A 21,631-nucleotide genomic window follows, 5' to 3' on the forward strand; every position below is an offset into this window, starting at 1 on the left:
CGCCCCGCCCCCACAGCTCCGGAAGGCGTTCCCGGTCGATCTGCTGCCACCTGGTGGCAGCAAGTGACACATGTCGCACCACCCGCGATGATGTGCGGCATGCGAATCCGCGTCGGGCGCCGTGTCGCCGTGCTCGCGCTCGCTGTGCTTGCGCTGTTCGCACCTGTCGGCAGCGCCCTTGCCGATGACTCGCCGTGGGAGCCCGCCGGCTTCGAGCTCGAGAGCAACGACCCGTACACGATCGACGGCGAATCCCGCTGCTCGGAGGGCGAGCGGTGGACCTGGACCGATGGGGAGCGCTACCTCGGCCTCATCCTGCTGCCGTGCACCGACGACGTGTCCGCACAGGCAGCGGCGCGTGCGCAGGTGACGTTCGCGGCCGATCACCCCGAGGAGCAGGTGCTCGGGGTGGAGCACGTCGGCTGGGTGGAGGACGAGCGCCTCGCGACGCGCATCTGGGTGCAGGAGGCCACGATCGTGGTGCTCGCGGCTGCCACCGGGGCCGGCGGCGCACCCGAGGCGTTCGCGCTGGGAGCCGAGCACGCAGCCGACGTGGCCGCCTCCCTCCCCGGCGACCCGCTGCCACCGGCCGTGGACGGCGCGCGCGTGCAAGGCATGCTCGTCATCGCCCCGCTGGCGATCTGGCTGCTGCTCGTGCTGCCCGCGCGCGCGGTCGTGGCCGCCCGCCGGCCCCGCTACGACACCACCAGCACCGACGCACGCTTTCGCGACGTCACAGCCGCCGCGCGTGCTGTCACGCTGCGCCGCCGCTGGCGTCGCGCGGGATGGTGGGTCGCCGGGTTGTCCGCTGCACTGGCCTTCTTCGGCGTGCTCAACGCCGTTGCCGGCTCGATGGCCGACGGCGTCCCTCGCGTGCTGATCGGAGCCGCCGGCTGGGTCGGTGGTGCCGTCATGATCAGGAAGAACCGCGCGCTTCCCGTGGAGCGGGCGGGCCGGCTGCCTCACACGCACGGCATCCGAGCGTGGCTGGGCACGGCGCTGAGCGTGCTCGCATATGCGCTGGCCTGCGCGGTACTGCTGCTCACGGGCGCAGCGGCCGTGGCGAGCGTGATCCTGCCGCCCGCGAACCGCATGGTCACGCCGGGCGAGGTGCTCTCCGCCGGATCAGCCGCACCGGCGTTGCTGCTGATCATGCTGGGGCTGTTGGTCCGCGAGGCGATGCTGCTGGTGCTGCTCGGGGTGGTGGTGCTGCTCGTCGCGGTCGCCGGGATCGACGCGCTGGGCCGGCGTCTGCGCGCGGCCTCGCTGCGGGAGGTGTTGCTCGCCGATCCACGCCCACCGGTCCTGTACCTGCGCAGCTTCGACGAAGACCGCCTCACACTCCCCGCCACGCTCCACCGGCGTGGCCTCATGGACACCCTCAACGTGGTGCGGCGGCGCCGGTTCGAGGAGGCGATCGTGGTGCAGCTGCAGCGCCAGGGGCCGGTCGTCGCGATCGCACCGCCCGGCACGCGCCTGCCGAAGGTCGGCGCCGCCCGCGCCTCGTACGGGCACGACGAGTGGCAGGAGAAGGTGACCGAGCTCGCTCAGCGAGCAGCCGTCGTCGTGCTCTCCGCGACACCCGACTCGGTACGTGAAGGATTCGGGTGGGAGATCGATCTGGTGGCGAGCCGGCTGCGGCATCGCCGCGTGATGGTGATCGTGGGTCCGTGGCGCGGCCAGCTGGCACGCCGATGGGAGGCGTTCCGCAGCCACATCGCCGCGCTGCCGTTCTTCGCCGACCTCGCGCGCTCCGACCTCCCTGAAGGACTGCTCGTTGCGGCGCGCTCCGAGCAGTGGGGCTGGGCTTCCTGGGGGGCGACCCGGCGGACCGACGTGACCTACGCCGTCGCGATCGACCATGCCCTCCACGCGCTGAAGGACGACATGGCGGACATCGACGAGGATCCCGACGCCGTCGACCCGCTGCTCACGGAACCCGGACCAGGAGACCCTGCGGCTCGACCGACATCGTGAAGGAGACGACGTCACCCATCGCGTCGCCATCCACCTCGAACGGCTCAGGGCCGCCCAGCCGCACCTCGATGCGCCGCCCGCGCAGGTACTTCATCGCGTCCAGCTGCTTGGCGCCGACCTTGTTCAGCGGCAGCACCGTGGAGTCCGGCTTGCGGCGCATGATGCGGTGCTCCACGAGCACGCGAAACAGCACGGTCGCCCAGCCGAGAGCGCCGTCCGGGCGGAGCGCGACAACATCGAGGACGCCATCGTCGATCTCGGCCTCCGGGAGCAGCACCACATCACCGGTCAGCACCGCGACGTTGCCGACCATGAGGCTGTGCACGCGGGCCTTGCGGGGCGGGGCGCCGTCGATGCGGTAACCGATCTTGATCCGGTGGCCACCCTTCAACGAGCGGCCGATCGCCTGCACGTAGGCGAGCCAGCCCGCGCGCTGCTTCAGCTCGTCGTCGGTGTTGGCGATCATCTGCGCGTCCAGGCCCACGCCGCCCAGGACCAGGAACGCGTGCTCATCGACGGGGCCACCGGGCTCGCGGCGCAGCGCGGCCACGCCCACGTCGATGCGGCGCTCCTCACCGGCGAACGCTGTGGCGACCGCGGTGTCGACGTCGTCCAGCGCGAGCCCGAGGTTGCGCGCGAGCAGGTTTCCGGTGCCGCTCGGCACGAGCGCGAGCGCCACGTCGCTGCCGCGCAGTCCTTCCGCGACCGCCCGCACCGTGCCGTCGCCACCCGCGGCGAGCACCACTCCGACCCCCGCCTCGAGCGCTTCGCGAGCCATCGCCACGCCCGGGTCATCCGCGCTGGTCTCGATCCACAGGCTGGGCTCGTAGTCGCCCTCGGACTCGGCAGCCTTGACCGCCGCTTCCAGCACGGCCCTGTCGACCTTGGTCGGGTTGACGATCACTGCCGCGCGGCGCGGTGGCGGCGGCGTCCCGTGCTCAGCCACCTTCTCGGCTGTCTCACGCGCGGTGGCATCGGCCGCTGCGGCTGGGTCGCTGTTCTGGACCGGGCCGTGCGGGTCAGGGATCGTCTCGCTCGTCACAGACGCCATCGAACCTCATGGGTGGTGATCGCAACAGCCGAACGTCGATCACGCCGCATAGTTGATGCGTCATTGGTAGACTCGTCACTAATTTCCGTGGGGCGGACACAACGACGTACGCCACGCGGATCCGCTGATACATCACCTGTTGAGGGGGATTCATGACCAGTATCGCCACACCTTCCCGAACTCGGAGCCGGAAGATCCGCGCCCTCCTCGCCGGCGGCGTCGTGCTCGGCGTCGGTGCCGCCGCCACGCTCGCCGCCTGGAACGACAGCGAGTTTGCCGACGGCACCTTCTCGGCCGGCGTCTTCAACCTGCAGGGATCCACCACGAGCGCCACCGACGGGTACGCCGACCACCCGACCGCCGATGGTGCAGCCGCGCTCAGCTTCACCGCGCCCGTGAGCAACCTCTCGCCCGGAGATGTGGTCTACGCGCCGTTCTGGGTGCGTCTTGCCGCAGACACCACCTCACCCGCGACGCTCGACCTGGTGTCGATCGACTCGACCGACACCACCGGAGGCAACTCCTCGCAGCTCAGCTACGCGGTCTACGGCATCGACGCGGACGCCGCGTGCGACGCCTCCGCGACGGGCGGCACACTGCTCGGCTCGGCCGCGACCCTCGCCGACAATGCCGCGATCGCTGGTGCCACCACCGAGCTGCCGATCGGGGATCCGACCTCCGATCCGGGTGAGGCCACTCAGGTCTGCTTCGTGATCACCGCTGCGGCCGGCCTCGAGCAGGGCGGGGTCACCACCGCCACCTGGCAGCTCACGGCGACCACGGACTGAGTGCCGCAGGGCCGGCCTGCATGAGACGAACAGCCTCCGGTACCCCGCACCGTCACGGCGTGTGGCGCTACGCCGCGGCAGCCGTCGCGATGTCGGCTGCCCTGGCCAGCCCGCCGGCTGCGGCGAGCCCCGGTGTCGTGGAGGAGGTGGTGACCGGGGAGCATCTTCAGCTGACCTCCGTGACGAACTCGGAGATGGCGTCGATGAGCCCCGGCCGAACAGCGACGTGGGATGTGGGCCTGGTGGTGCTCACGCCGGGCGCCGCACGTGTGGACGTGACACTCGAGGTGCTCTCGGCACCGGCGGCCACCTTCGAGATGGACGTGCTGCGCTGCGCCGACCGCTGGACTGAAGGCGGCTGTCCGTCGGGTGCCGACACTCTGTCGAGTGCACCGGTCAGCGCCAGTACCAGCACGGTGATCGACACGACCGATGGGAGCAGCGCTCCCTGGTACCGCGTCGTGGTCACGATGATCGCTGACTCCGGGGCCGCGACGGCAGTCCTTCGGCTCCTGGCCGATGGTGCCGGCGAAGAGCTGAGCGCCGGGGGCGAGGCACCGCCTCCTCCGGGTCGGTTGCCCGGCACCGGCGCCTCGCTCCTGGGCCACCTCGCTCTCGCTCTCGCCGCCGTCCTGGCCGGGGTAGTGGCAGGGACTCTCGCCCGTCGTCGCACCCCTGCCGGCCGCTCAGCGGAACGCTCGACATGAGGGCACGCGCAACGCCACCGCAACGCCCCGGCCGCTACCGGCGGCTGACCGCGGCAGGCGCGGCACTCGGACTCCTCGTGGCACTCGGCGCCGCGCAGACCACCGGCAGCACCGAAGCCGCGTGGAACGACTCCGAGCACGCCGGCAGCACGATCACAGCGGGAACACTCGGCGCTCCTCGAGTCAACGGCTGCGGCACCACCGGCCGGACGTTCACGCCGCGGTGGCTCGCCCCGAGCGCTCCCAGCCTCGCCCCCACCTCCTACCAGTACCGGCTGTACTGGACACCGCTGCTCGGAACCGAGGCGCCGGTGTTCGGCTGGACCACGGCCACCGGCACGCAGTTCGCCTACACGATCCCCACCACTATCCTCACCGCCGGCACGTACCGCTTCCAGGTCCGCGCCGTCCGGAGCACCTGGGTCAGTGCACCCCGGACCGGCACGGCATCCGTGCTCTCGGCGCTCGGGGTGATCTCGCTCGGGGGCTGCTCGTGGTCACCGTGACCGCCAGGCACCGCGAGCGCCCGACCGTCTCACGGCCTCGACGCCTCGCCGCGCGCGCCGGGTCGGCGTTGCTGACGGTGCTCGCAGCCCTCGGACTGGGCTGCATCGTGCTGGTCGTACTCGGTCTGACGATGAACTTCTCCCTGATCATGTTCAGCACCGGATCGATGGCTCCGACGATCCCCGCCGGATCGGTCGCGCTCGTGCGGGAGACGCCGGCGAGCGAGATCGAGGTCGGTGACATCGTGACGGTGGATCGCGAGGGGAAGCTGCCCGTGACGCACCGGGTCGAAGAGATCCTCGCCGTCGAGGGTGAGTCCGTCACGTTCACGATGCGGGGCGATGCCAACGACGCACCGGACAGTGAGCCCTACACGGCCGAGACGGTCAGGGTCATGAGCGGGCACGTTCCCGGAGTCGCACGTGTGGTCTCGAGCCTCCAGAGCCCGGTGGCTCTCGGCGTGATCGCGATCGGGGCGGCGCTGCTGGTCACCTGGGCCTTCTGGCCGCGTGCCACGGACGAGCCTCGCCCCTGACGCGGCGGGCTCGCGGGACAATGGCCCCGAACGCGCACCCCAACCGAGGGACCTCCGTGAACGACTCCTGCTGCGCTCCGGGCCGGGGCACACCCGCCCGGTCCCGTCCGATGGCGACCTCGTCTCCTGAGCGAGCCACCGCCGTCGGGCGGCGCCCGCACGACTCCGACACGGTCGAGCTCCCGGGTGCGTCGTTCCTCATGGGCGGCGCGGACCCCGATGCCAACCCGCTCGACGGCGAGGGGCCGGTCCGGGAGGTGACCCTCTCCCCGTTCGCGATCGGGGCCACCCAGGTGACCACCGCGCAGTTCGCGGCGTTCGTCGACGACTCCGGGTACGTCACCGAGGCCGAAGAGATCGGCTGGTCCTTCGTGTTCGCGGGGTTCCTCCCCGCGGCGCTGCGAGCCGAGTCACGGCGGGTCCCGCAGACGCCGTGGTGGTGCGCGGTGACCGGGGCCACCTGGCGCGCGCCCGAGGGGCCGGGCTCCGACCTCGCCGAGCGCGCCGACCACCCCGTGGTGCACGTGTCCTGGCGCGACGCCGAGGCGTACGCATCCTGGGCAGGCGGCCGGCTGCCCACCGAGGCCGAGTGGGAGTACGCGGCGCGCGGCGGACTCGAGCAAGCGCGGTATCCGTGGGGCGAGGAGCTCACGCCCGGCGGTGAGCACCGCTGCAACATCTGGCAGGGCCGGTTCCCGGTGAAGAACACCGCCGAGGACGGCCACCGCGGCACCTGCCCCGTACGCGCGTTCCCGGCCAACGGGCACGGGTTGTTCGGCACCTCCGGCAACGTGTGGGAGATGGTCTCCGACTGGTGGACCACCACCCACAGCCCCGAACCCCAGCGTGACCCGCGAGGCCCCGAGACCGGGCCTGCCCGCGTGATGCGCGGCGGCTCCTACCTGTGCCACGACTCCTACTGCAACCGCTACCGCGTGGCCGCACGCACGCAGAACACGCCCGACTCCGCCTCCGGGAACCAGGGGTTCCGGGTGGCCTACACAGGCTCGTCCCGCAGCTCGGGCTGACGCTCACGCCTTCCGACGAGCGGACGCTCTCACTCCTCGTCGTCCTCCACGTGGTGGTCGTGATCGACCTCGCCGCGCTTCCAGTACCCGTCGATGTGGGTCTGTCGCTTCGGCAGACCGACCTCGCGCCGCAGGTAGCGGCGGATCGGCTTGATGGCCCCCGCCTCACCGGCCGCGAACACGTAGAGGTCGGTGAGGTCCTGGGGCAGGTCGAACTCGCGGGCAGCGGTCTCCAGCGCACTGAGATGCCCCGGCGCCACGGGCGCGGTGTCGCGGTGCACCCACCGCAGGTCCAGTGCGACGCCGGGCGCGGGCGAGAGCGGCTGCTCCTCGGCCGCGTCGGCCACCTCGACCATGGCCGTCACTGCGGAACCCTCGGGAGCGTCCTCGATGATCCGAGCGATTGCTGGGAGCGCGGTCTCGTCTCCCAGCGCCAGGTAGTGGCCGTAGTTCTCGGGCATCAGCCAGTTGGCGCGCGGCCCCATCACCACCACCTGATGTCCGGGCCGCGCGTTCCCGGCCCACACCCCGGCAACGCCGTGATCGTGCACCACGAAGTCGATCACCAGCTCTCGGGTCTCCGGGTCGAAACCTCGCACCGTGTAGTCGCGGCGGATCGGCTCACCGCCCTCGACGTCGACCTCCCACTCCTCGTCCTCGGGTGGCCCGACCTGACGGTAGGCGACCAGGGCGCCGGTCTCGGGGTGGGGGAAGTAGACCTTGACATGGTCGGCGGGTGTGAAGGGCAGGTAGGGGAAGCCGTCGGCGAGATCGTCGCCGGTCAGCACGATCCTGCGATACCGAGGCGTGATGGCCTCGACGCGCACCACATGCAGGTCGCGCCGCACGATGTGCGGGAGGAAGCTCAGCTGCAGCTCCCCGGTGAGATTCGGGCCGGTGAAAGTGGGCAGGTCTCGGGTGTTCATCGTGGGATCTCCTGACGGTCGTGGGTGAGGGTGCGGGGGTCGAGTGGTGCGACGGTCGGGGTGCCGGTCACGGTGTCAGGGACGACGAGCGCCCGGAGCCCGAAGACGTCCTCGACGAGCTCGGCCGTGATGACGTGGCTGGGGTGCCCGGTAGCGACGACGTCGCCGTCCTTCATCACGATCAGGTGATCGGCGTAGCGCGCCGCCTGATTCAGGTCGTGCAGCACCGCCACGATCGTGCGTCCCTGATCGTGGAAGTCCCGGAACAGCTCCAGCAGCTCGTACTGGTGCGCGATGTCGAGGAACGTGGTGGGTTCGTCCAGCAGCAGGATGTCCGTCTGCTGCGCCAGCAGCATCGCCACCCAGACTCGCTGCCGCTGCCCGCCGGACAGCTCGTCGACCAGCCGGCTCGACAGGTCCACCACCCCGGTAGCCGCCATCGCCGCCCAGACCGCGTCCTCGTCCTCGGCTCGCCACTGCTGGATGAGCGACTGGTGCGGAGCACGTCCACGGGCGACCAGGTCCGCGACCCGGATCCCATCCGGGGCCAGCGAGCTCTGCGGCAGCAGGCCCAACCTGCGGGCGACGTCCTTGGAGCGGTAGCTGCCGATCTCCTTGCCATCCAGGATGACGTGCCCTGCGGCCGGCGCCAAGATCCGCGCCATCGCCCGCAGCAGCGTGGACTTGCCGCACGCATTGGGCCCGATGATGGCGGTGAACGAACGGTCGAGGATCTCCACGGACAGCGAGTCGGAGACGGTACGGCGGTCGTAGCCGATCGTCGCCTCGTGAACCACCAGCCGTGGCGCGGCATCGAACAAGGGGCCCTCCTCAGGCCGTCGGTCAGGCACCGGGGGACGCGTTCCTGCGCGCCTCACGGATCAGCAGCCAGATCAGGTAGATCCCGCCCAGTGACACGGTGATCAGCCCGACGGGCACGGTGCGGTAGACGCTCGCGATCACCAGCGACAGCAGGTGGGCCGCCGACAGCAGCGCCGCGCCCATCGCGGCTGCGCCCACCAGGCTCACGCCCGCCGACCTGGTCAGACGCCTGGCGAGCTGGGGCGCGACGAGAGCGATGAAGCCGATCGGACCGGCGGCCGCCGTGACGAGCGCCGTGGTGGCGACACCCACCACGATGAGGGCCGGGCGGACGAGACCGATCCTGGTGCCGTGCGTGATCGCGGTGTCGTCGCCGAGCTCGAGGCGGTGCAGAGCCGGTGAGAGCATGGCTGCCGCCACCAGCAGCACCGTGATCGCCATCAGCGCGGGGACCATGCTGGTCCACGACACGCGGCTGATCGACCCGGCTCCCCAGAACCCCACCACCATGGCGTCCTCCACGTCGGCCCGCGTGATGAGGTAGGCGTTCACCGAGCCGAGCATCGCCGTGACCCCGATACCGACGATGATCAGGCGGAAGCCCTGGGTGCCGCGCCGCCACGCGAGGGCGTACACCACCACGGCGGTGAGCATTCCTCCGGCCAGCGAGGCACTCGCGAGCGTCCAGTAGTCACGCGCGTTCACGAGCAGGATCATGACCACGACGGCGGTGTAGGAGCCGGCGTCGAAGCCGATGACGTCCGGTGACCCGAGCGGGTTCCGTGTGAGGGACTGGAAGATCGCTCCGCCTACCCCCAGCACCGCACCGAAGGCCACGGCCGCCACGGCGATCGGCGCACGCCACTCGAGCACCACCAGCCTGTGGAACTCGTCGCCCGCTCCTCGCGCAGCCGTGAGGACCTCGCTCAGGGTCAGCGGGTAGTCGCCGAACCGGACCGCGATGGTGGACAACGCCGCAGCGAGCAGCAGCAGCACGCCCGACACGACCACCAACCGCGCGGGCACTCGTACGGACGCGTGACGCGCGCGCAGACTCCCGGTCCGGTACCCGAAGTCGACCCGGCTCACAGCCCACTGACCTTCCGCCGTCGCACGAGAGCGATCAGGACGGGCGCACCGATCGCGGCGACGACGAGACCCACCTCGATCTCCCCGGGTCGACCCAGGATCCGGCCGAGGACGTCGGCGACCAGCACGAGCACAGGGGCTGCGAGGGCGGAGCACGCGATGATCCACCGCTGGTCGGGACCGGTGAACCACCGCACGACGTGCGGCACCATGAGCCCGACGAAGGCGATCCCGCCGGTCAGAGCAGTGCCGCCGCCGGCGAGAAGCGTCACGGCGATCACGCCGAGCACGCGTGTCCGCATGATGTGGGTCCCCAAGGCGGCTGCGAGGTCGTCGCCGAGTGCGACGGAGTTGAGGGGACCGGACAGGATCAGCGCCAGCAGCAGGCCCACGCCGAGGAACGGCAGCACCGACCAGGTCTCGTCGAGCTTGGTCATCGCGATCGAGCCGAGCCCCCAGTACCGCAACCGCTCGAACGTGATCGGGTCGATGAGGGTGAGGAACGAGGAGACGCCGCCGAGAACGGCTGCCATGGCGACTCCCGCCAGCACGAGTGTGGCCGGCGAGGCCGTTCCTCGGCCACCGGCGGAGCCGATCAGGTAGACGAGGACCGTGGCCAGCGCGGCGCCGGCGAAGGCGAACCAGATGTAGCGGTCGATGTTCATCCCGCCGTAGATGCCCACGCCGATGGTGACCGCGAAGCCGGCACCGGCGTTCACCCCGAGGAGGCCGGGATCGGCGAGCGGATTGCGCGTGAGCGCCTGGATCAGGGCGCCCGCGACCCCGAAGGCGGCTCCCACCACGATCCCCACGATCGTGCGGGGGATCCTCATGCTCCAGACGATCGCCGAGGCCTCCGACCCGGTGCGTCGGTGCAGGCCCTCCCACACCTCGCCGGGTGTGAGCGGATTCGTGCCGAAGGCGAGGCTGAGCACCACCGCCAGCACCAGACCAGCGGCGATCACCGTGAGGCCGAGGGCGCGCCGGCCGTACAGCGACACCCGCGTATCGGTCTCAGCGAACGTCATCGGGGCCACCAGTCCTCGTGGCGCGCGTACGCCGACCCCGGGGGAGGGCGGTCCGCTCCACGGGGTCGGCCTGCGCTGGTCAGCGTGCGAGGGTCTCGGAGATCAGCGGGGCGAGCAGCTCGGCGAACTGCGGGCTGCCGATCGGGTCGTCGTACGCGACGCTCGGGTGCGGCATCGGTCCCAGCTCCGCGCCGTCCTCGTCGTACAGCACGGTGCGCTCCGGGCTGCGCAGGATCAGTACCCGGTCCTGCTGTGCGGCCTCGATGCTCTGGAACACCGGCGAGGTCACCCACTCGGTGAACTCGCGGCCCTCGTCCTCCGGCACGGTGTAGTCGACCACCACGACGACGTCGGCATCGATCTGCCCCACGAGCTCGGCGCTGATCGCGTCGGTGTCGTTGAAGCCCGCCCCCGCCGGGTTGTCCGCGAAGCCCTGTCGGCGGAAGAACTCCTCCACGATCGAGCCCGGAGGGTTCCCGTAGAAGGCGCCGTACTCGCCGCCGTGGAAGCCGATGTAGGCGATGGTCTGGTCGGCGAACTCCGGGTGCTCCTGGCGGAAGCCCTCGAAGAACTCGTCGTAGGAGTCGATGACCTCCTGAGCGCGGCTGGTCAGATCGAGCGCCTCGCCGATCAGCAGCAGGTTGGCGCGCCAGCCTGCGAAGTCCGCCTCGCCCGCGGGTTGCGCCAGCACGGGTGCGACAGCACCGACCTGGTCGAGGTTCGACACCGGTTCGCTGCCCAGCGACCCTGCCACGATGAGGTCCGGGGTCGCGGCAGCGATCGGCTCGGGCTCGAGCGCCAGGTCGGTGGCCTCCCAGGTGTACTCGATCGGCTGGGCAAGCTCGTCCTCGGCCCACGGGACCGCCTGGAGCGCCCACTCCGCCGAGTCGACGGCGACCGGGGTGACGCCCAAGGCCAGCAGCCACGGGAGGTCTCCGCGCCAGCTCGCGGCGACGATCCGTTCGGGCCGCTCCTCGATCGTGACCTCGCCCCACGCCGTCTCCAACGTGAGCGGGTAGGTGACCTCACCCTCGGCCGGAGGCAGCAGCGAGCTCGCCGCCGGCTCCGTGGCGCTGGTGCCGGAGTCGGTCGGGTCCTCGGTGCCTGGGCCTGTGTCCGAACAGGCGGCCACGGTGCCCGTGGCAGCGAGGATCAACGCCAGTGCGCCGGTCAGGCGCAGGCGGCGGTGGATAGGGGTGCGCATGCGGTAGCTCTCTCACGTCGTGGACCCCGGACATCCGGGCCAATTGGTCAGATTAGGCTTACCTAAACTCAGATGCTGTTCGCCATCCGACGGACTCGTGTGCAGAACCCGACAACCGCCGCCGCCCACAGCTACCGCCTCAAGAGGAACGCCCATGCCGCTGACACGCCGGCTCCACCTCGATGCCCCTGTCGAGGTGCCGCGATTCACCGTCACCGGTCTCCGCGAGGCGAGCCAGCATCTGCTCCTGTGGCAGGCGCGGGGACGCAGCAGGTTCGTCGTCGGCTCTTCGGCGCTCACGCTCACGGCCGGCAACGCGCTCTGGATCCCTGCGCGGACGGAGCATCGGTTCTCGGTGGCCCCCGGCAGCGCGTTGCTGCCGATGTTCTTCGACGAACGCGCTGCACCGGAGGTCACCGACGTCCCGGCTCTGGTGCCGATCGACGCCGCCACCGAGACGCTCTGCCTGGCGCTGGTCGGTAGCCAGTACTCGTTGGTACAGCCCATCGCGCGCATGCAGCAGATGGTGCTGGCCCAGATCGCGGCGCACCTCGAGATCCCCGACGACATCGAGCTGCCACATACTCCGACCGCGCGGCGAGTAGCACGTCACGTGATCCTCAACCCTGCCGATCAGCGCACGCTGGCCGACTGGTCCAGGGAGCTTCACATCAGCACCCGCAGCCTGGAGCGCGCCTTCGTGACGGCGACCGGGCGCACCTGGCGGAGGTGGCGCAACGACTACCGGATGCGACATGCGGCACGGTTGCTGGCCACGACCAGCACCTCGGTGATCGAGGTGGCCGGACGCGTCGGCTTCCACACACCCAGCGCGTTCGCGCGAGCCTTCCGAGAGCACCACAACATGACACCGACACAGTTCCGGGCTCGCGCCGCGCAGGAGGCAACGCCGGCGATCAGGCTCTCCGCGTGACGCTCCCACCCCCACCCTGACTCACGCAGGAAGGGTCACCAGGTCCTCGTCTCCCAGCTCGACCTGACGCTCACGCAACCGTCGGAGCAGATCGGAAGCCACGCCGTCGTAGGCGGGGTCGCCGTAGAGATTGCGGACCTCGGCCTGATCGGCCTCGAGATCGTAGAGCTCGATCTCCGACGGCGGAGCACCGTTGGTCGTCGGGCTCGCCAGATAGCAGATCAGCTTGTAGCGGTCGGTGCGGATCCCCATGTGGGCCGGCACCTCGTGCGGGCCGGAGAGGTGCTCCCAGTAGCGGTAGTAGACGTCGGTCTGGCGATGGGCGGGCTCGCGCCCGGCGAGCGTCTCGCGCATCGAGTACCCCTGCAGGCGGTCCGGCAGCGGGGCTCCGGCGAGGTCGAGCAGGGTGGGAGCGACGTCGACGTTGGTGACGATGTCGCCGGTGCTGCTGCCGGGCGTGGTGAGCGGTGGGTAGGACACCAGGAGCGGCATCCGCAGCGACTCCTCGTACATGAGGCGCTTGTCGAACCAGCCGTGGTCGCCGAGGAAGAAGCCCTGGTCGGAGGTGTAGGCCACGAGCGTGGTCTCGGTGAGGCCGTGCTGCTCGAGCCAGTCCAGGACCCGGCCTACGTTGTCGTCGACCGACGCGATGCAGCGCAGGTAGTCGGACATGTAGCGCTGGTAGCGCCAGGACCGCTCCTGCTCCTGCGTGAGCCCTTCTGGTACCGGCTGCTTGAGGTCGTCGGCGTTGAGGTCGAACATGCTCATCTTCAGCGCGGCGAGGGCGTCGGCGCGGCCGGCGTGATCGTCGGCGAGGGTCTCAGGCTCGGGGATGGTGCCGTCCTGGTACAGGTGGTTGTGCTGCGGGTTCGGGTGCCAGGAACGGTGCGGGGCCTTGTGGTTGACCATGAGCATGAACGGGCGCTCGGGGTCGCGGCGCTCCAGCCAGCCGAGCGAGAGGTCGGTGATGATGTCGGTGACGTAGCCGCGGTGCCGTTCCTCGCCGTCGGGCCCGAGCAGGGTGGGGTCGTGGTAGTCACCCTGATCCGGGAGCACCCGCCAGAAGTCGAAGCCGGCCGGGTCGTGGCCCTCGCCGTGACCGAGGTGCCACTTGCCCACGATCGCGGTCTGGTACCCGACCTGCTGCAGCTCCTTCTGCACCTGCGGGCGGGTGTTGTCGAGGTCGTCGAACAGCGTGCGGACGCCGTTGACGTGGTTGTACTCGCCGGTGAGGATCGCCGCCCGGCTCGGCGTGCAGATCGCGTTCGTGCAGAAACAGTTCTCGAAGCGGGTGCCGGCCGCGGCGATCCGGTCGATGTGCGGTGTCACGTTGACGCGGCTCCCGTACGCGCCGATCGCGTGTGCGGCGTGGTCGTCGCTCATGATGACCACGATGTTCGGGCGGGCTGGGCTGCGCTGCTCACTCATCGTCTCGATCATGCCGCGAATGCGGCCGACTGTCAGCGCGTGGACTCAGGTGAGATCGCTGCGCCCGCGAACGGGTAGAGCCGCCGGATCGCGACCAGCAACGCGTTGCTCTGGTCGCCGCGCCGCGCATAGACCTCGATCTCGAGACGGTTCGCGCTGTCGGACCATGGCTGCAGCTCGACGGCCCCCGGTGCATAAGGGAGCGCCTCCGCGTGCCTGCCCTCCATGAGAAGCCGCTCGGCCGTTGTCTCCAGCGGACGTTCTCAGTGGCTCGAGGGCAGCCACCTCCGGAGGCGCTCAGCCAGCCATGCTGGTTCCTGGAGCGGGATGCCGTGACCGCATCCGTCCACCACTTCAGCCGCGCCGCGCGCGTGCACCTGCGCCAGGGAGTCGGCCGAGGTCTTCATCATCTGCCGCTCTTCTGCGCCAACGAGCATCAGTGCGCTACCGGGAAAGGACGCCCATGCGGGCGGGATGGTGAAACTGATGTTCTCGCCCACGGACGCGATGAGTGTCGCTGTGGACAGCGATCGCGACACCCGCAGGTAGTCCGAGAACAGGTCGGCCGGGATGAACAGCTCCTTGGCCTGAGCCCGAGCAAATCGCTCGTTCTTCGCCAACGGAGCGGCGAGCCCAAGCATGGCGAGAGTCGCCGCAGGAAACCTCGTCGGCTTCGCTTGGGCGCTGATGACCGTCACGCGATCGACGAGGTCAGGACGCTCAGCGGCAAGGAGTACGGCCAGCTGTGCCCCGAGGGAGAAGCCGACGACCGACACGGAGCCACCCGCCTGACTCTCGATGACTCGGACGAGGGCATCGACAGTGTCGCGGTGTGAGCGATAGTCCTGATTGGCGCTGTGGTCGTGGCCGGGGAGATCCGGGACAAGGTAGGTCCGCTCGTGTCCCAGTCGCTCGATCAGCGGTTGCCACATCCATCCCCCGACACCGCCTCCGTGGAGGAGAAGCACGGTGCGGGACGTCCTGCCCGCGATCGTGTCGACGTGCAGCGGCGCTACGCGTCCGCCTGCCTTGTGACTCATGCTGTGCTCCCGTTGTCGAGCGTTCCATCCGCGGCCGGGATCTCGAGGAAGGAGATCAGGTCGGCAAGGGTGCTGAGTGCGCCTTCGAGTTGTGCTGCGGAGATCGGGCCGAAGCGTCGTGCTGCTGACAGGAGTCCGACCGTTGCGCTGGACAGGGTGAGCCCGAGATGCTCCGGGCTGACCGTGGGATCGAACCGGCCCCGACTCTGCAGGTCGGCGATCCAGTCGACGATCATCGTGTGGTGCCTCCGAAATCGGTCATCGGTGACACCCTCGGCGTGTGCGCCGAGCACGCCTTCATCATCGAGGAAGGCGGCGACCATCAACGGCTCCGCAAGCAGCGCTCGTACGGTCACGCGATACGCGTGGCTGAGCGCGGGATGCTCCTCCGTGAGCTGAGCGGCCACGGTCGCGCTCATCCGATCGGCCCCACGGCGCAGGAGTGCTTCACGGATATCGCGCTTGCTCGCGAACTCCAGGTAGATCGCCCCCTTGGCGATCCCTACCCGTTCCGCGACCGCAGCAACATTCATCGCGACGAACCCCTGCGACAGGACAAGGTGCTCGGCCGCGTCAAGGATGCGTTCGCGCCGGTGCGGGATCAGCGGGCGTGGCATGACTCAGCCCAGCTGCTGGTACCAGGTCGACGTTGCCGGAGCCTCCTGACCGCGTGCACTCTGCCCATGGTACCTCCTGTTGTGACCAACATACCGTCAGCGGTCATAACGGTCCCGCCCGCGGTGGCTCGCAGCGCGAGCGATCGCACTGAATGCCACGGTGGTGCCGCGTAGCCTCGACGAGAGCCGGGTTCCGGCCCCAGCGGGAGGCGTCTGAGAGGGAGGTGCGCGAGTGGTTGAGTTCGTGCGGTGTGCTGCTCTGCCACACCTTGAGGCTCGGCGGTCGTGTCAGGAGAACTCCTGCTATCGGCCGCATACGCACGATGCGTTCTCGATCGGGATCATCGAGGAGGGAACCTCCGTGTTCGCCGGGCAGCTCCACGGCAGGGTCCGGCTCGAGCCCGGTGATGTGATCGTGATTGCGGCGGGCCACGTGCACCAGTGCAATCCCGAGGACGGTGCCTGGCGGTACCAGATGATTCACATGGATCAGGAGTGGGCGGTTCGTCTCGCCGCCACGGGTCGTGCGACTGACCTGTTCTCCGGGGTGTCGGTGCTGCGCCGCCCCGATCTCCACCTCCGATCCAGCGCGTGGGCCGATCTGATCTTCGAGGGCCGCTCTGCTGCGCGTATCGCGGCCGGGTTTCAGGAACTCATGGAGGAACTCGGTGGTGCCGCACCTGAGTTCTCGGTGACGGGCGGCACCGATCGCGTGCTGCTCGACCGGCTGCGGCCGGTGTTGGATCGGCTGCGGGACGCCGGATCGAATCCGAGCCTGGATGAACTGGCTGCGCTCGCGGGTCTCACCACGTACGAGCTGGTCCGAGCGGTCAAACGCGCGACCGGGCTCGCACCCTTGGCGTGGCGGCAGAACGCCCGCATCCAGAGGGCGCGGCGCCTGCTCCGAGCCGGCCACCCGATCGCAGAGACGGCGTACGAGCTGGGGTTCGCCGACCAGAGCCACTTCCACCGCGTGTTCCGCGCGCACGTCGCCGCATCGCCGGGCGCGTACCGGGCCTGAGCGCAAGAACGTACAAGACCCGCACTCTCCCCTCTTCTGACACTTGACGAGTCCACCGTCATGCATCCTCGGGGAGAGGCATGGAGCAGTTCGTCGCCGTCGCTGTCGCGCACTTCCTCGCGCTGCTGATCCCCGGCGTCGACTTCTTCCTGATCGCCCGCACGGCGATGGCCAGCGGCTGGCGGGCCGCGACCGGCGCATGCCTGGGGATCGCGACCGCGAACGGACTCTTCATCGTCGCTGCATTCTCCGGCCTCTCCCTCATCTCGCACCCGACCGTGCTCGCCGTGATCCAACTCGCAGGAGGCGCCTTCCTGGTGTCCATCGGTATCGCGTTCATCCGGTCGAAGGCCCGCTTCGATCCCGACCAAGCGCCGCAGGCCGCACAGGCAACATGGGTGCGCAACGTCGGTCTTGGCATCGCCTCGGGATTGCTGAACCCGAAGAACGCACTCTTCTACGTCAGCCTCGCGGCCGCGCTCGCCGGTGCGGAGCCGGTGACGCTGATCGCCTACGGAGGATGGATGTTCACCATCGTGCTCGGGTGGGACGTGTTCGTGGCGATCGCGCTCGGTTCCACACGTGCGCTCACCCGCCTCGCATGCATCGCGCACCGGCTCACCACGGCCGCGGGAGCCTTCCTCGTCCTCTTCGGTCTTGGGATGGTCGCCACGGCATCTGTGCAGCTCCTGAGCTGATCCCGCTCCGCCTCAGGCGGCCCGCGGGTTCGGGAGCGTCCGCAACGCGACAGCCTGGCTTACCGCGAAGAGCGCGATGCCCAGCGCGACTGCGAGAACCGCGACCGCGGCGAGCAGTGTTCCCGCTGCCAGCACGCAGGCCGCGACGAGAAGCGCGGCGAGGATGTTGACGCCCATCACCATGCGTAGTGCGGTCTGGATGGCCAGTGTCCTGAGCATCCACAGCACGAGGCCGGCCCACAGCACGACCACGATGCCTGCGGCGGTCATCAGTGGTTGAGGAAGGGCGACAACATCGGCAATGGGTGCGGCGCCGAGCGCGACCGCTGCGCCCAGGAGCGTGCAGTAGATCGCATCGAGCCGGAGACTCCACACACCAAGTTCGTGGCCGGTGATCGACGTCAAGCTCACCATCTCCCGGAGCAGAACCCTGTGAGTCGTGAAGACTACCGGGTGCGTGCGACGCCACCAGGGCTGAGCGGGAAGGTCCGTGCAGGTGCACGCGTCACGTCGTGACCCGGATGCCCGCACCAGCGTCGTCGACTGACACGCCACCTAGCACAGCCCGCCCGTCGGCGTCGGTGCTCATCCACAGGCAGCCCGGTCACGTCGGGTTATCCACAGATCCGGAGACCACCAGTGGCGGGGCACGTCAGCGCGTGGCAGTTTGATGCTCCGACCACCAACCAGTGACGCGCTACGGGGACCATGCAGATGAGCGGGTGGAGCTTGAACCCTGGTCAGATCGTGGTGAATCTGACCGAGGTGGTGCAGATCGAGATGGTCGGCAGCGCCGGCACCAGGGACCTCGGCTACGTCCAGCGCTACGTGGAGCCACCGGCATGAGCGGCGGCAGCAGTGCACCGCCGGTGTGTGAGGTTGAACCGATCGGTGGGGACGGCCTCGTCAACCCGGAACTGTTCGTGATCGAGTCGCATGCGCTTCCGACGGCCGCCTCCCAGATCGAAGCCGCTGGCGACTACCTGTGCCGCATGGGCGACGACCTCCACGGCACCATGGACGACATCAGCACCGCGTGGTGGCGGTTGGCCGGCTGCTACGAGGCACCGGAAGCGACCAGCGTGTACACGCTGCTGAACCCGGCGTGTGAGTCCGCCGGGCAGGCGCGGGCGGCATTGTCGACCGCGGCCATCTTCTTGCGCGATTACGCCACGGCGGTCGCCAGTGAGCGGGAGCCGCTGCGGGACCTGACCGCGCGGGCGAACCAGTTCCGGCGTGACGTCGTCGACGGTGTCACCATTCCGAAGTCCGAGTCCGCGTCAGCGACGTTCTGGGACACGGTGACCGGCATCGCCGGTGCCGATGACCTGGTGACCGTGCCCTGGTACGAGGACGGTCCCACCAGGAACCGCAACCAGGCACTGCTGGAAGAGCACGCGGCGATCGCGCACCGCATCAACACTGCCGCCGTGACCTGCGCGAACGGCATTAACGGCATCGTCGGGCACCTCCCCGCAGGCGTCGATGCGCCCGAGGTCATCCCGGAGTGGGCGCTCGCCTCCAACGAGGTACCCATGCCATGGGGTTACCCCGCCGAAGAGGACCGCAACTGGCTGGAAGCGCTCGGGCACGTGGGGTGGCGGTTCGGCAACGAGTTCGGCACCGCGGTCGCCGGGCTCACCGGGTACGACACCCTCATGAACGAACGCACCGGGGCGACCGCGGCACAGAACTGGGCTGGGCTGGGTGACGGGCTCGGGTCGCTGCTGGTCTCAGCCGCGGCTGCTCCCCTGGTCATCGGCAGTGCGCAGGTGCCCGAGGGCGAGCGCGCCGCCTGGATGCAGTGGTTCGTCGACCGTGGTGACGTGACCGCCGCCGCAGTCGGTGGGGCGGTCTCGATCGACTACCAGGCGGGCGGGAGCGCGATGTTCGCCCAGTGGAGCGATGACCCGGTGGAGGCCGGCGGGTACGCGGCCGTGAACGTGGCGTCGCTGTTCGCCGGGTTCGGGTTCCTGTCGGCGAGCAGGGCCGCAATGATTGCAGCGCGGACCGGGGCGATGAGCACCCGCGTCGCCCGCATCGTCGCCCTCGCCGGACAGGTCGGCGAGTTCGTCATCCCCACCAGCGAGATCCTTGCCGCCGGTGGGCTCCGCATCGTCACCGGCCTCCGCCACGCCGTGCGCCTCAGCGAGTTCGACGGCATCACCATCCACCCCGCCCAGTTCACCGACGAGGTCGCACGCCTCACCACCAACGACAGCATCAGCGTCACCGTCGAGGACGCCCCGCCTCAGGCGCCGCTGTCCGATGACCTGTTCGGCACCGGGGGTACCGACGCCCCGCCGCCGGTCGCCGACGATGCCACCCGAACGGCGGATTACCACCCACAGACCGACGCCGAAGCACACACCGCTCACCCGCAGCCCACCGACACCGAGGTCCCGCCCACACCCGACCGAGACGTCGCCGAGCAGTACCGCAATGACGTCCTCGTTGACCAGGCCGAAGCGATCGCGGCCCGGCAGGGGGCAATGGACACCCTCCACGAGCTTGGATTCGACGTCGGCCCTTCCGACCTGACCGTCGGCAACATCCGCCTCACCACGAGGCGTCTCCAAGCAGAGCTGGGCGACTCAGATCTCGTCGGTACCGCCTACGACGAGGCCGTGGACGCCATCAACGACCTTCAGGCGGCTGCCTGGGATGAGCGTCACGCACGCACCGCCCGCTACGAAGCAACTGAAACCCTCGGGGACGTCGGTCTGGGCGACCGGTTCGACAGCGCCGGCGCGCGGGTCCTCATCGAACCCGGCGGTCAGGGACCGGGCCGGTTCGACGGTGTCGGCTACCTTCCCGAAGAACGAGTCCTGCTCGTCGGAGAGGCCAAGGGCGGCCGTTCCACACTCAGCAGCAGCGGCCGCCTGCTTGCCGACGGGTCCAGAGCTGCCCAGGGGTCGACGATGTACTTCAACGACGTGTGGGCGAACGACCCGCAGATTGCCCAGATGCTCGCCGAGAACCCCGAGATCGCTCAAGGCCTGGCGGACGGGTCCATCAGCGTCCGATACGAACTGGTGCACACCGCCGCAGACGGCACCGTGAAGGTCTCCACGTTGCAGCTCGACCCCTCACGTCTGAGCCTCGACCTAGGATTGGACACACGATGACGGCCACCGCACAAGCCAGCAGCGACGACGTCGCCCGCTACGCCGCAGCGTTTGCCGGTGCAACGTGGCCGCTGACCCGATCCCGGTTGCGCCGCATCGCCGAGGAACTGGGTTGGACGCTGCGATCGGACCGACCCAAGGGCATGATGTTTCGATCCGGCCTGCCGTTGGGATTCGACCGGGTGTCCTGCCTGGTCGCCGATGACGACGTCGACCAGGTCACCATCGACCTGACCGATGAGGCCACCGCGGCCACCAGCGCGCGTATTGCACGGGAGTTGACCGCCGCGGTCGAGACCGAGCTCGGTGCTCCCACGGGTGTGCGGAACGCTCCCAGGTCCAGCCACTGGGACCTGCCGGGTGATGGGCGGATCGCCATCCAGAACCTCGGACCGGTTGTCGTCTTGGACATCCTGAGCCCCCGGTACTCCGGCATCGAGCGAGCCGAAGAGCGCTACGGCCTCGACACCGACGAGGTGCCCGACGACGTCTAGGTGTTCTCACCGGGGGTGATTGCCGTGATGCTGCGTGGCCCATTCCTCGAGCAGGGTAACCGTCCCGGTTCGGGGCTGCCGCGTCGGGAGACGTGAGGCAGACCAGACGACTGCGATCAGCGGGTCCCGGCGAGCGCCTCACCGAGCGGTGTGCGGGCGTGCAGGACCCGGACACCGCTGCGCCGGCTGTCGACGAGGCCGGCCTCGCGCAGGACCGAGAGATGGTGCGACGCCGTGGAGGGGGCCAGATCGGTCAGCTCGGCGCACTCCGAGGTGGACAGCGGCTGCTGCAGCTCCAGCACCAGCCGGGCACGTGCTTGCCCCAGGAGCGCCGTCAGCGCGTCGAGGGCGTCGGCGCCGCTCCGGTACCAGGTCTCCGAGACCCCGTGGGCAGGGTAGAAGATCGTCGGCTGCGCCGGGCGCTCGGTCAGCACCGAGCAACCGCGGATCGGCATCATCACCGACGGCACGAGCACCAGCCCGGTGCCGCCGCAGTCGACGATCTCCTCGTGGCGCGTCATCTCCACCCGCACGATCTCATCGGCCCAGGTGACCGTCGAGTGCAGGGTGCTCGCCATCTCGGCGAGGCCGGCGTCGCTGCTACGGCGG

General features: G+C 69.8%; 24 protein-coding genes. 12 read left to right on the plus strand and 12 right to left on the minus strand.

The features are described 5' to 3' along the window. Positions 1-99: 99 nt before the first annotated feature. On the plus strand, positions 100-1,977 hold the full coding sequence (locus ACOJSN_RS23960) for a hypothetical protein (protein WP_420114997.1): 1,878 nt from the start codon (positions 100-102) through the stop codon (positions 1,975-1,977). Here the strand turns inward: ACOJSN_RS23960 and ACOJSN_RS23965 are convergent. Then, on the minus strand, positions 1,931-3,028 hold the full coding sequence (locus ACOJSN_RS23965) for a diacylglycerol/lipid kinase family protein (protein WP_420114998.1): 1,098 nt from the start codon (positions 3,026-3,028) through the stop codon (positions 1,931-1,933). The genes ACOJSN_RS23960 and ACOJSN_RS23965 overlap by 47 nt on opposite strands. 152 nt (positions 3,029-3,180) lie before the next feature. Here ACOJSN_RS23965 and ACOJSN_RS23970 point away from each other — a divergent pair, with 152 nt between their 5' ends. The 5 genes from ACOJSN_RS23970 (at position 3,181) to ACOJSN_RS23990 (ending at position 6,593) form a co-directional block, all read left to right on the plus strand. Continuing rightward, a complete protein-coding gene (locus ACOJSN_RS23970) occupies positions 3,181-3,816 on the plus strand; it encodes a SipW-dependent-type signal peptide-containing protein (protein ID WP_420114999.1) in 636 nt (211 codons plus the stop codon). A 20-nt stretch (positions 3,817-3,836) separates the two neighbouring features. Then, positions 3,837-4,523, plus strand: a complete 687-nt coding sequence (locus ACOJSN_RS23975) for a hypothetical protein (RefSeq protein WP_420115000.1) — start codon at positions 3,837-3,839, stop codon at positions 4,521-4,523. Then, on the plus strand, positions 4,520-5,029 hold the full coding sequence (locus ACOJSN_RS23980; RefSeq protein ID WP_420115001.1) for a SipW-dependent-type signal peptide-containing protein: 510 nt from the start codon (positions 4,520-4,522) through the stop codon (positions 5,027-5,029). The genes ACOJSN_RS23975 and ACOJSN_RS23980 overlap by 4 nt, the downstream gene beginning before the upstream one ends. Next, positions 5,026-5,565, plus strand: a complete 540-nt coding sequence (locus ACOJSN_RS23985; RefSeq protein WP_420115002.1) for a signal peptidase I — start codon at positions 5,026-5,028, stop codon at positions 5,563-5,565. The genes ACOJSN_RS23980 and ACOJSN_RS23985 overlap by 4 nt, the downstream gene beginning before the upstream one ends. A gap of 110 nt (positions 5,566-5,675) precedes the next feature. Continuing rightward, positions 5,676-6,593 (plus strand): formylglycine-generating enzyme family protein, encoded by a 918-nt coding sequence (locus ACOJSN_RS23990; RefSeq protein WP_420115003.1) that lies wholly within the window; start codon positions 5,676-5,678, stop codon positions 6,591-6,593. A 29-nt stretch (positions 6,594-6,622) separates the two neighbouring features. On the opposite strand, the gene ACOJSN_RS23995 is transcribed toward ACOJSN_RS23990, so the two are convergent. The 5 genes from ACOJSN_RS23995 to ACOJSN_RS24015 form a co-directional block, all read right to left on the minus strand. Next, a complete protein-coding gene (locus ACOJSN_RS23995) occupies positions 6,623-7,519 on the minus strand; it encodes a siderophore-interacting protein (protein WP_420115004.1) in 897 nt (298 codons plus the stop codon). After that, positions 7,516-8,340 (minus strand): ABC transporter ATP-binding protein, encoded by an 825-nt coding sequence (locus ACOJSN_RS24000; RefSeq protein ID WP_420115005.1) that lies wholly within the window; start codon positions 8,338-8,340, stop codon positions 7,516-7,518. Before ACOJSN_RS24000 ends, ACOJSN_RS23995 begins: the two co-directional genes overlap by 4 nt. 22 nt (positions 8,341-8,362) lie before the next feature. Next, entirely contained in the window at positions 8,363-9,430 is a 1,068-nt protein-coding gene (locus tag ACOJSN_RS24005) for a FecCD family ABC transporter permease (RefSeq protein ID WP_420115006.1), read from the minus strand. Continuing rightward, the gene (locus ACOJSN_RS24010) at positions 9,427-10,458 is read right to left on the minus strand and encodes a FecCD family ABC transporter permease (protein ID WP_420115007.1); all 1,032 of its coding nucleotides are present in this window, start codon (positions 10,456-10,458) and stop codon (positions 9,427-9,429) included. Before ACOJSN_RS24010 ends, ACOJSN_RS24005 begins: the two co-directional genes overlap by 4 nt. 79 nt (positions 10,459-10,537) lie before the next feature. Next, the gene (locus ACOJSN_RS24015) at positions 10,538-11,662 is read right to left on the minus strand and encodes an ABC transporter substrate-binding protein (RefSeq protein ID WP_420115008.1); all 1,125 of its coding nucleotides are present in this window, start codon (positions 11,660-11,662) and stop codon (positions 10,538-10,540) included. 154 nt (positions 11,663-11,816) lie between these two features. Here ACOJSN_RS24015 and ACOJSN_RS24020 point away from each other — a divergent pair, with 154 nt between their 5' ends. After that, complete coding sequence (locus tag ACOJSN_RS24020) at positions 11,817-12,596, plus strand: helix-turn-helix transcriptional regulator (RefSeq protein ID WP_420115009.1); 780 nt, start codon at positions 11,817-11,819, stop codon at positions 12,594-12,596. A 21-nt stretch (positions 12,597-12,617) separates the two neighbouring features. On the opposite strand, the gene ACOJSN_RS24025 is transcribed toward ACOJSN_RS24020, so the two are convergent. Genes ACOJSN_RS24025 through ACOJSN_RS24040 form a run of 4 tightly spaced genes read right to left on the minus strand, consistent with a single transcriptional unit; the run spans position 12,618 to position 15,681 of the window. Then, complete coding sequence (locus tag ACOJSN_RS24025) at positions 12,618-14,024, minus strand: sulfatase (RefSeq protein WP_420115010.1); 1,407 nt, start codon at positions 14,022-14,024, stop codon at positions 12,618-12,620. A gap of 32 nt (positions 14,025-14,056) precedes the next feature. Next, positions 14,057-14,278: a BTAD domain-containing putative transcriptional regulator gene (locus ACOJSN_RS24030; protein WP_420115019.1), complete on the minus strand. Its 222-nt coding sequence runs from the start codon at positions 14,276-14,278 to the stop codon at positions 14,057-14,059. A gap of 9 nt (positions 14,279-14,287) precedes the next feature. Next, on the minus strand, positions 14,288-15,064 hold the full coding sequence (locus ACOJSN_RS24035) for an alpha/beta fold hydrolase (RefSeq protein ID WP_420115011.1): 777 nt from the start codon (positions 15,062-15,064) through the stop codon (positions 14,288-14,290). Further along, positions 15,061-15,681: a TetR/AcrR family transcriptional regulator gene (locus tag ACOJSN_RS24040; RefSeq protein WP_420115012.1), complete on the minus strand. Its 621-nt coding sequence runs from the start codon at positions 15,679-15,681 to the stop codon at positions 15,061-15,063. The genes ACOJSN_RS24035 and ACOJSN_RS24040 overlap by 4 nt, the downstream gene beginning before the upstream one ends. A 244-nt stretch (positions 15,682-15,925) precedes the next feature. Between ACOJSN_RS24040 and ACOJSN_RS24045 the strand changes: the two genes are divergently transcribed. Together ACOJSN_RS24045 and ACOJSN_RS24050 are read left to right on the plus strand one after the other, a co-directional pair. Further along, positions 15,926-16,702 (plus strand): AraC family transcriptional regulator, encoded by a 777-nt coding sequence (locus ACOJSN_RS24045; protein WP_420115020.1) that lies wholly within the window; start codon positions 15,926-15,928, stop codon positions 16,700-16,702. Between the two features lie 80 nt (positions 16,703-16,782). Further along, positions 16,783-17,400: a LysE family translocator gene (locus ACOJSN_RS24050; protein WP_420115013.1), complete on the plus strand. Its 618-nt coding sequence runs from the start codon at positions 16,783-16,785 to the stop codon at positions 17,398-17,400. A 12-nt stretch (positions 17,401-17,412) separates the two neighbouring features. Here ACOJSN_RS24050 and ACOJSN_RS24055 read toward each other — a convergent pair whose 3' ends face one another. After that, positions 17,413-17,805 (minus strand): hypothetical protein, encoded by a 393-nt coding sequence (locus tag ACOJSN_RS24055; RefSeq protein ID WP_420115014.1) that lies wholly within the window; start codon positions 17,803-17,805, stop codon positions 17,413-17,415. A gap of 309 nt (positions 17,806-18,114) precedes the next feature. On the opposite strand from ACOJSN_RS24055, the gene ACOJSN_RS24060 reads away from it, so the two are divergent. Genes ACOJSN_RS24060 through ACOJSN_RS24070 form a run of 3 tightly spaced genes read left to right on the plus strand, consistent with a single transcriptional unit; the run spans position 18,115 to position 21,022 of the window. Then, positions 18,115-18,246, plus strand: a complete 132-nt coding sequence (locus ACOJSN_RS24060; RefSeq protein WP_420115015.1) for a hypothetical protein — start codon at positions 18,115-18,117, stop codon at positions 18,244-18,246. Beyond that, complete coding sequence (locus ACOJSN_RS24065) at positions 18,243-20,528, plus strand: hypothetical protein (protein WP_420115016.1); 2,286 nt, start codon at positions 18,243-18,245, stop codon at positions 20,526-20,528. Before ACOJSN_RS24060 ends, ACOJSN_RS24065 begins: the two co-directional genes overlap by 4 nt. Further along, entirely contained in the window at positions 20,525-21,022 is a 498-nt protein-coding gene (locus ACOJSN_RS24070; RefSeq protein WP_420115017.1) for a DUF6301 family protein, read from the plus strand. The genes ACOJSN_RS24065 and ACOJSN_RS24070 overlap by 4 nt, the downstream gene beginning before the upstream one ends. 116 nt (positions 21,023-21,138) lie before the next feature. Here the strand turns inward: ACOJSN_RS24070 and ACOJSN_RS24075 are convergent. Then, the coding region (locus tag ACOJSN_RS24075; RefSeq protein ID WP_420115018.1) for an ArsR/SmtB family transcription factor at positions 21,139-21,631 on the minus strand (493 nt) is incomplete at its 5' end.

It is taken from the genome of Pseudactinotalea sp., assembly GCF_048594945.1.
GTDB lineage: Bacteria > Actinomycetota > Actinomycetes > Actinomycetales > Beutenbergiaceae > Pseudactinotalea.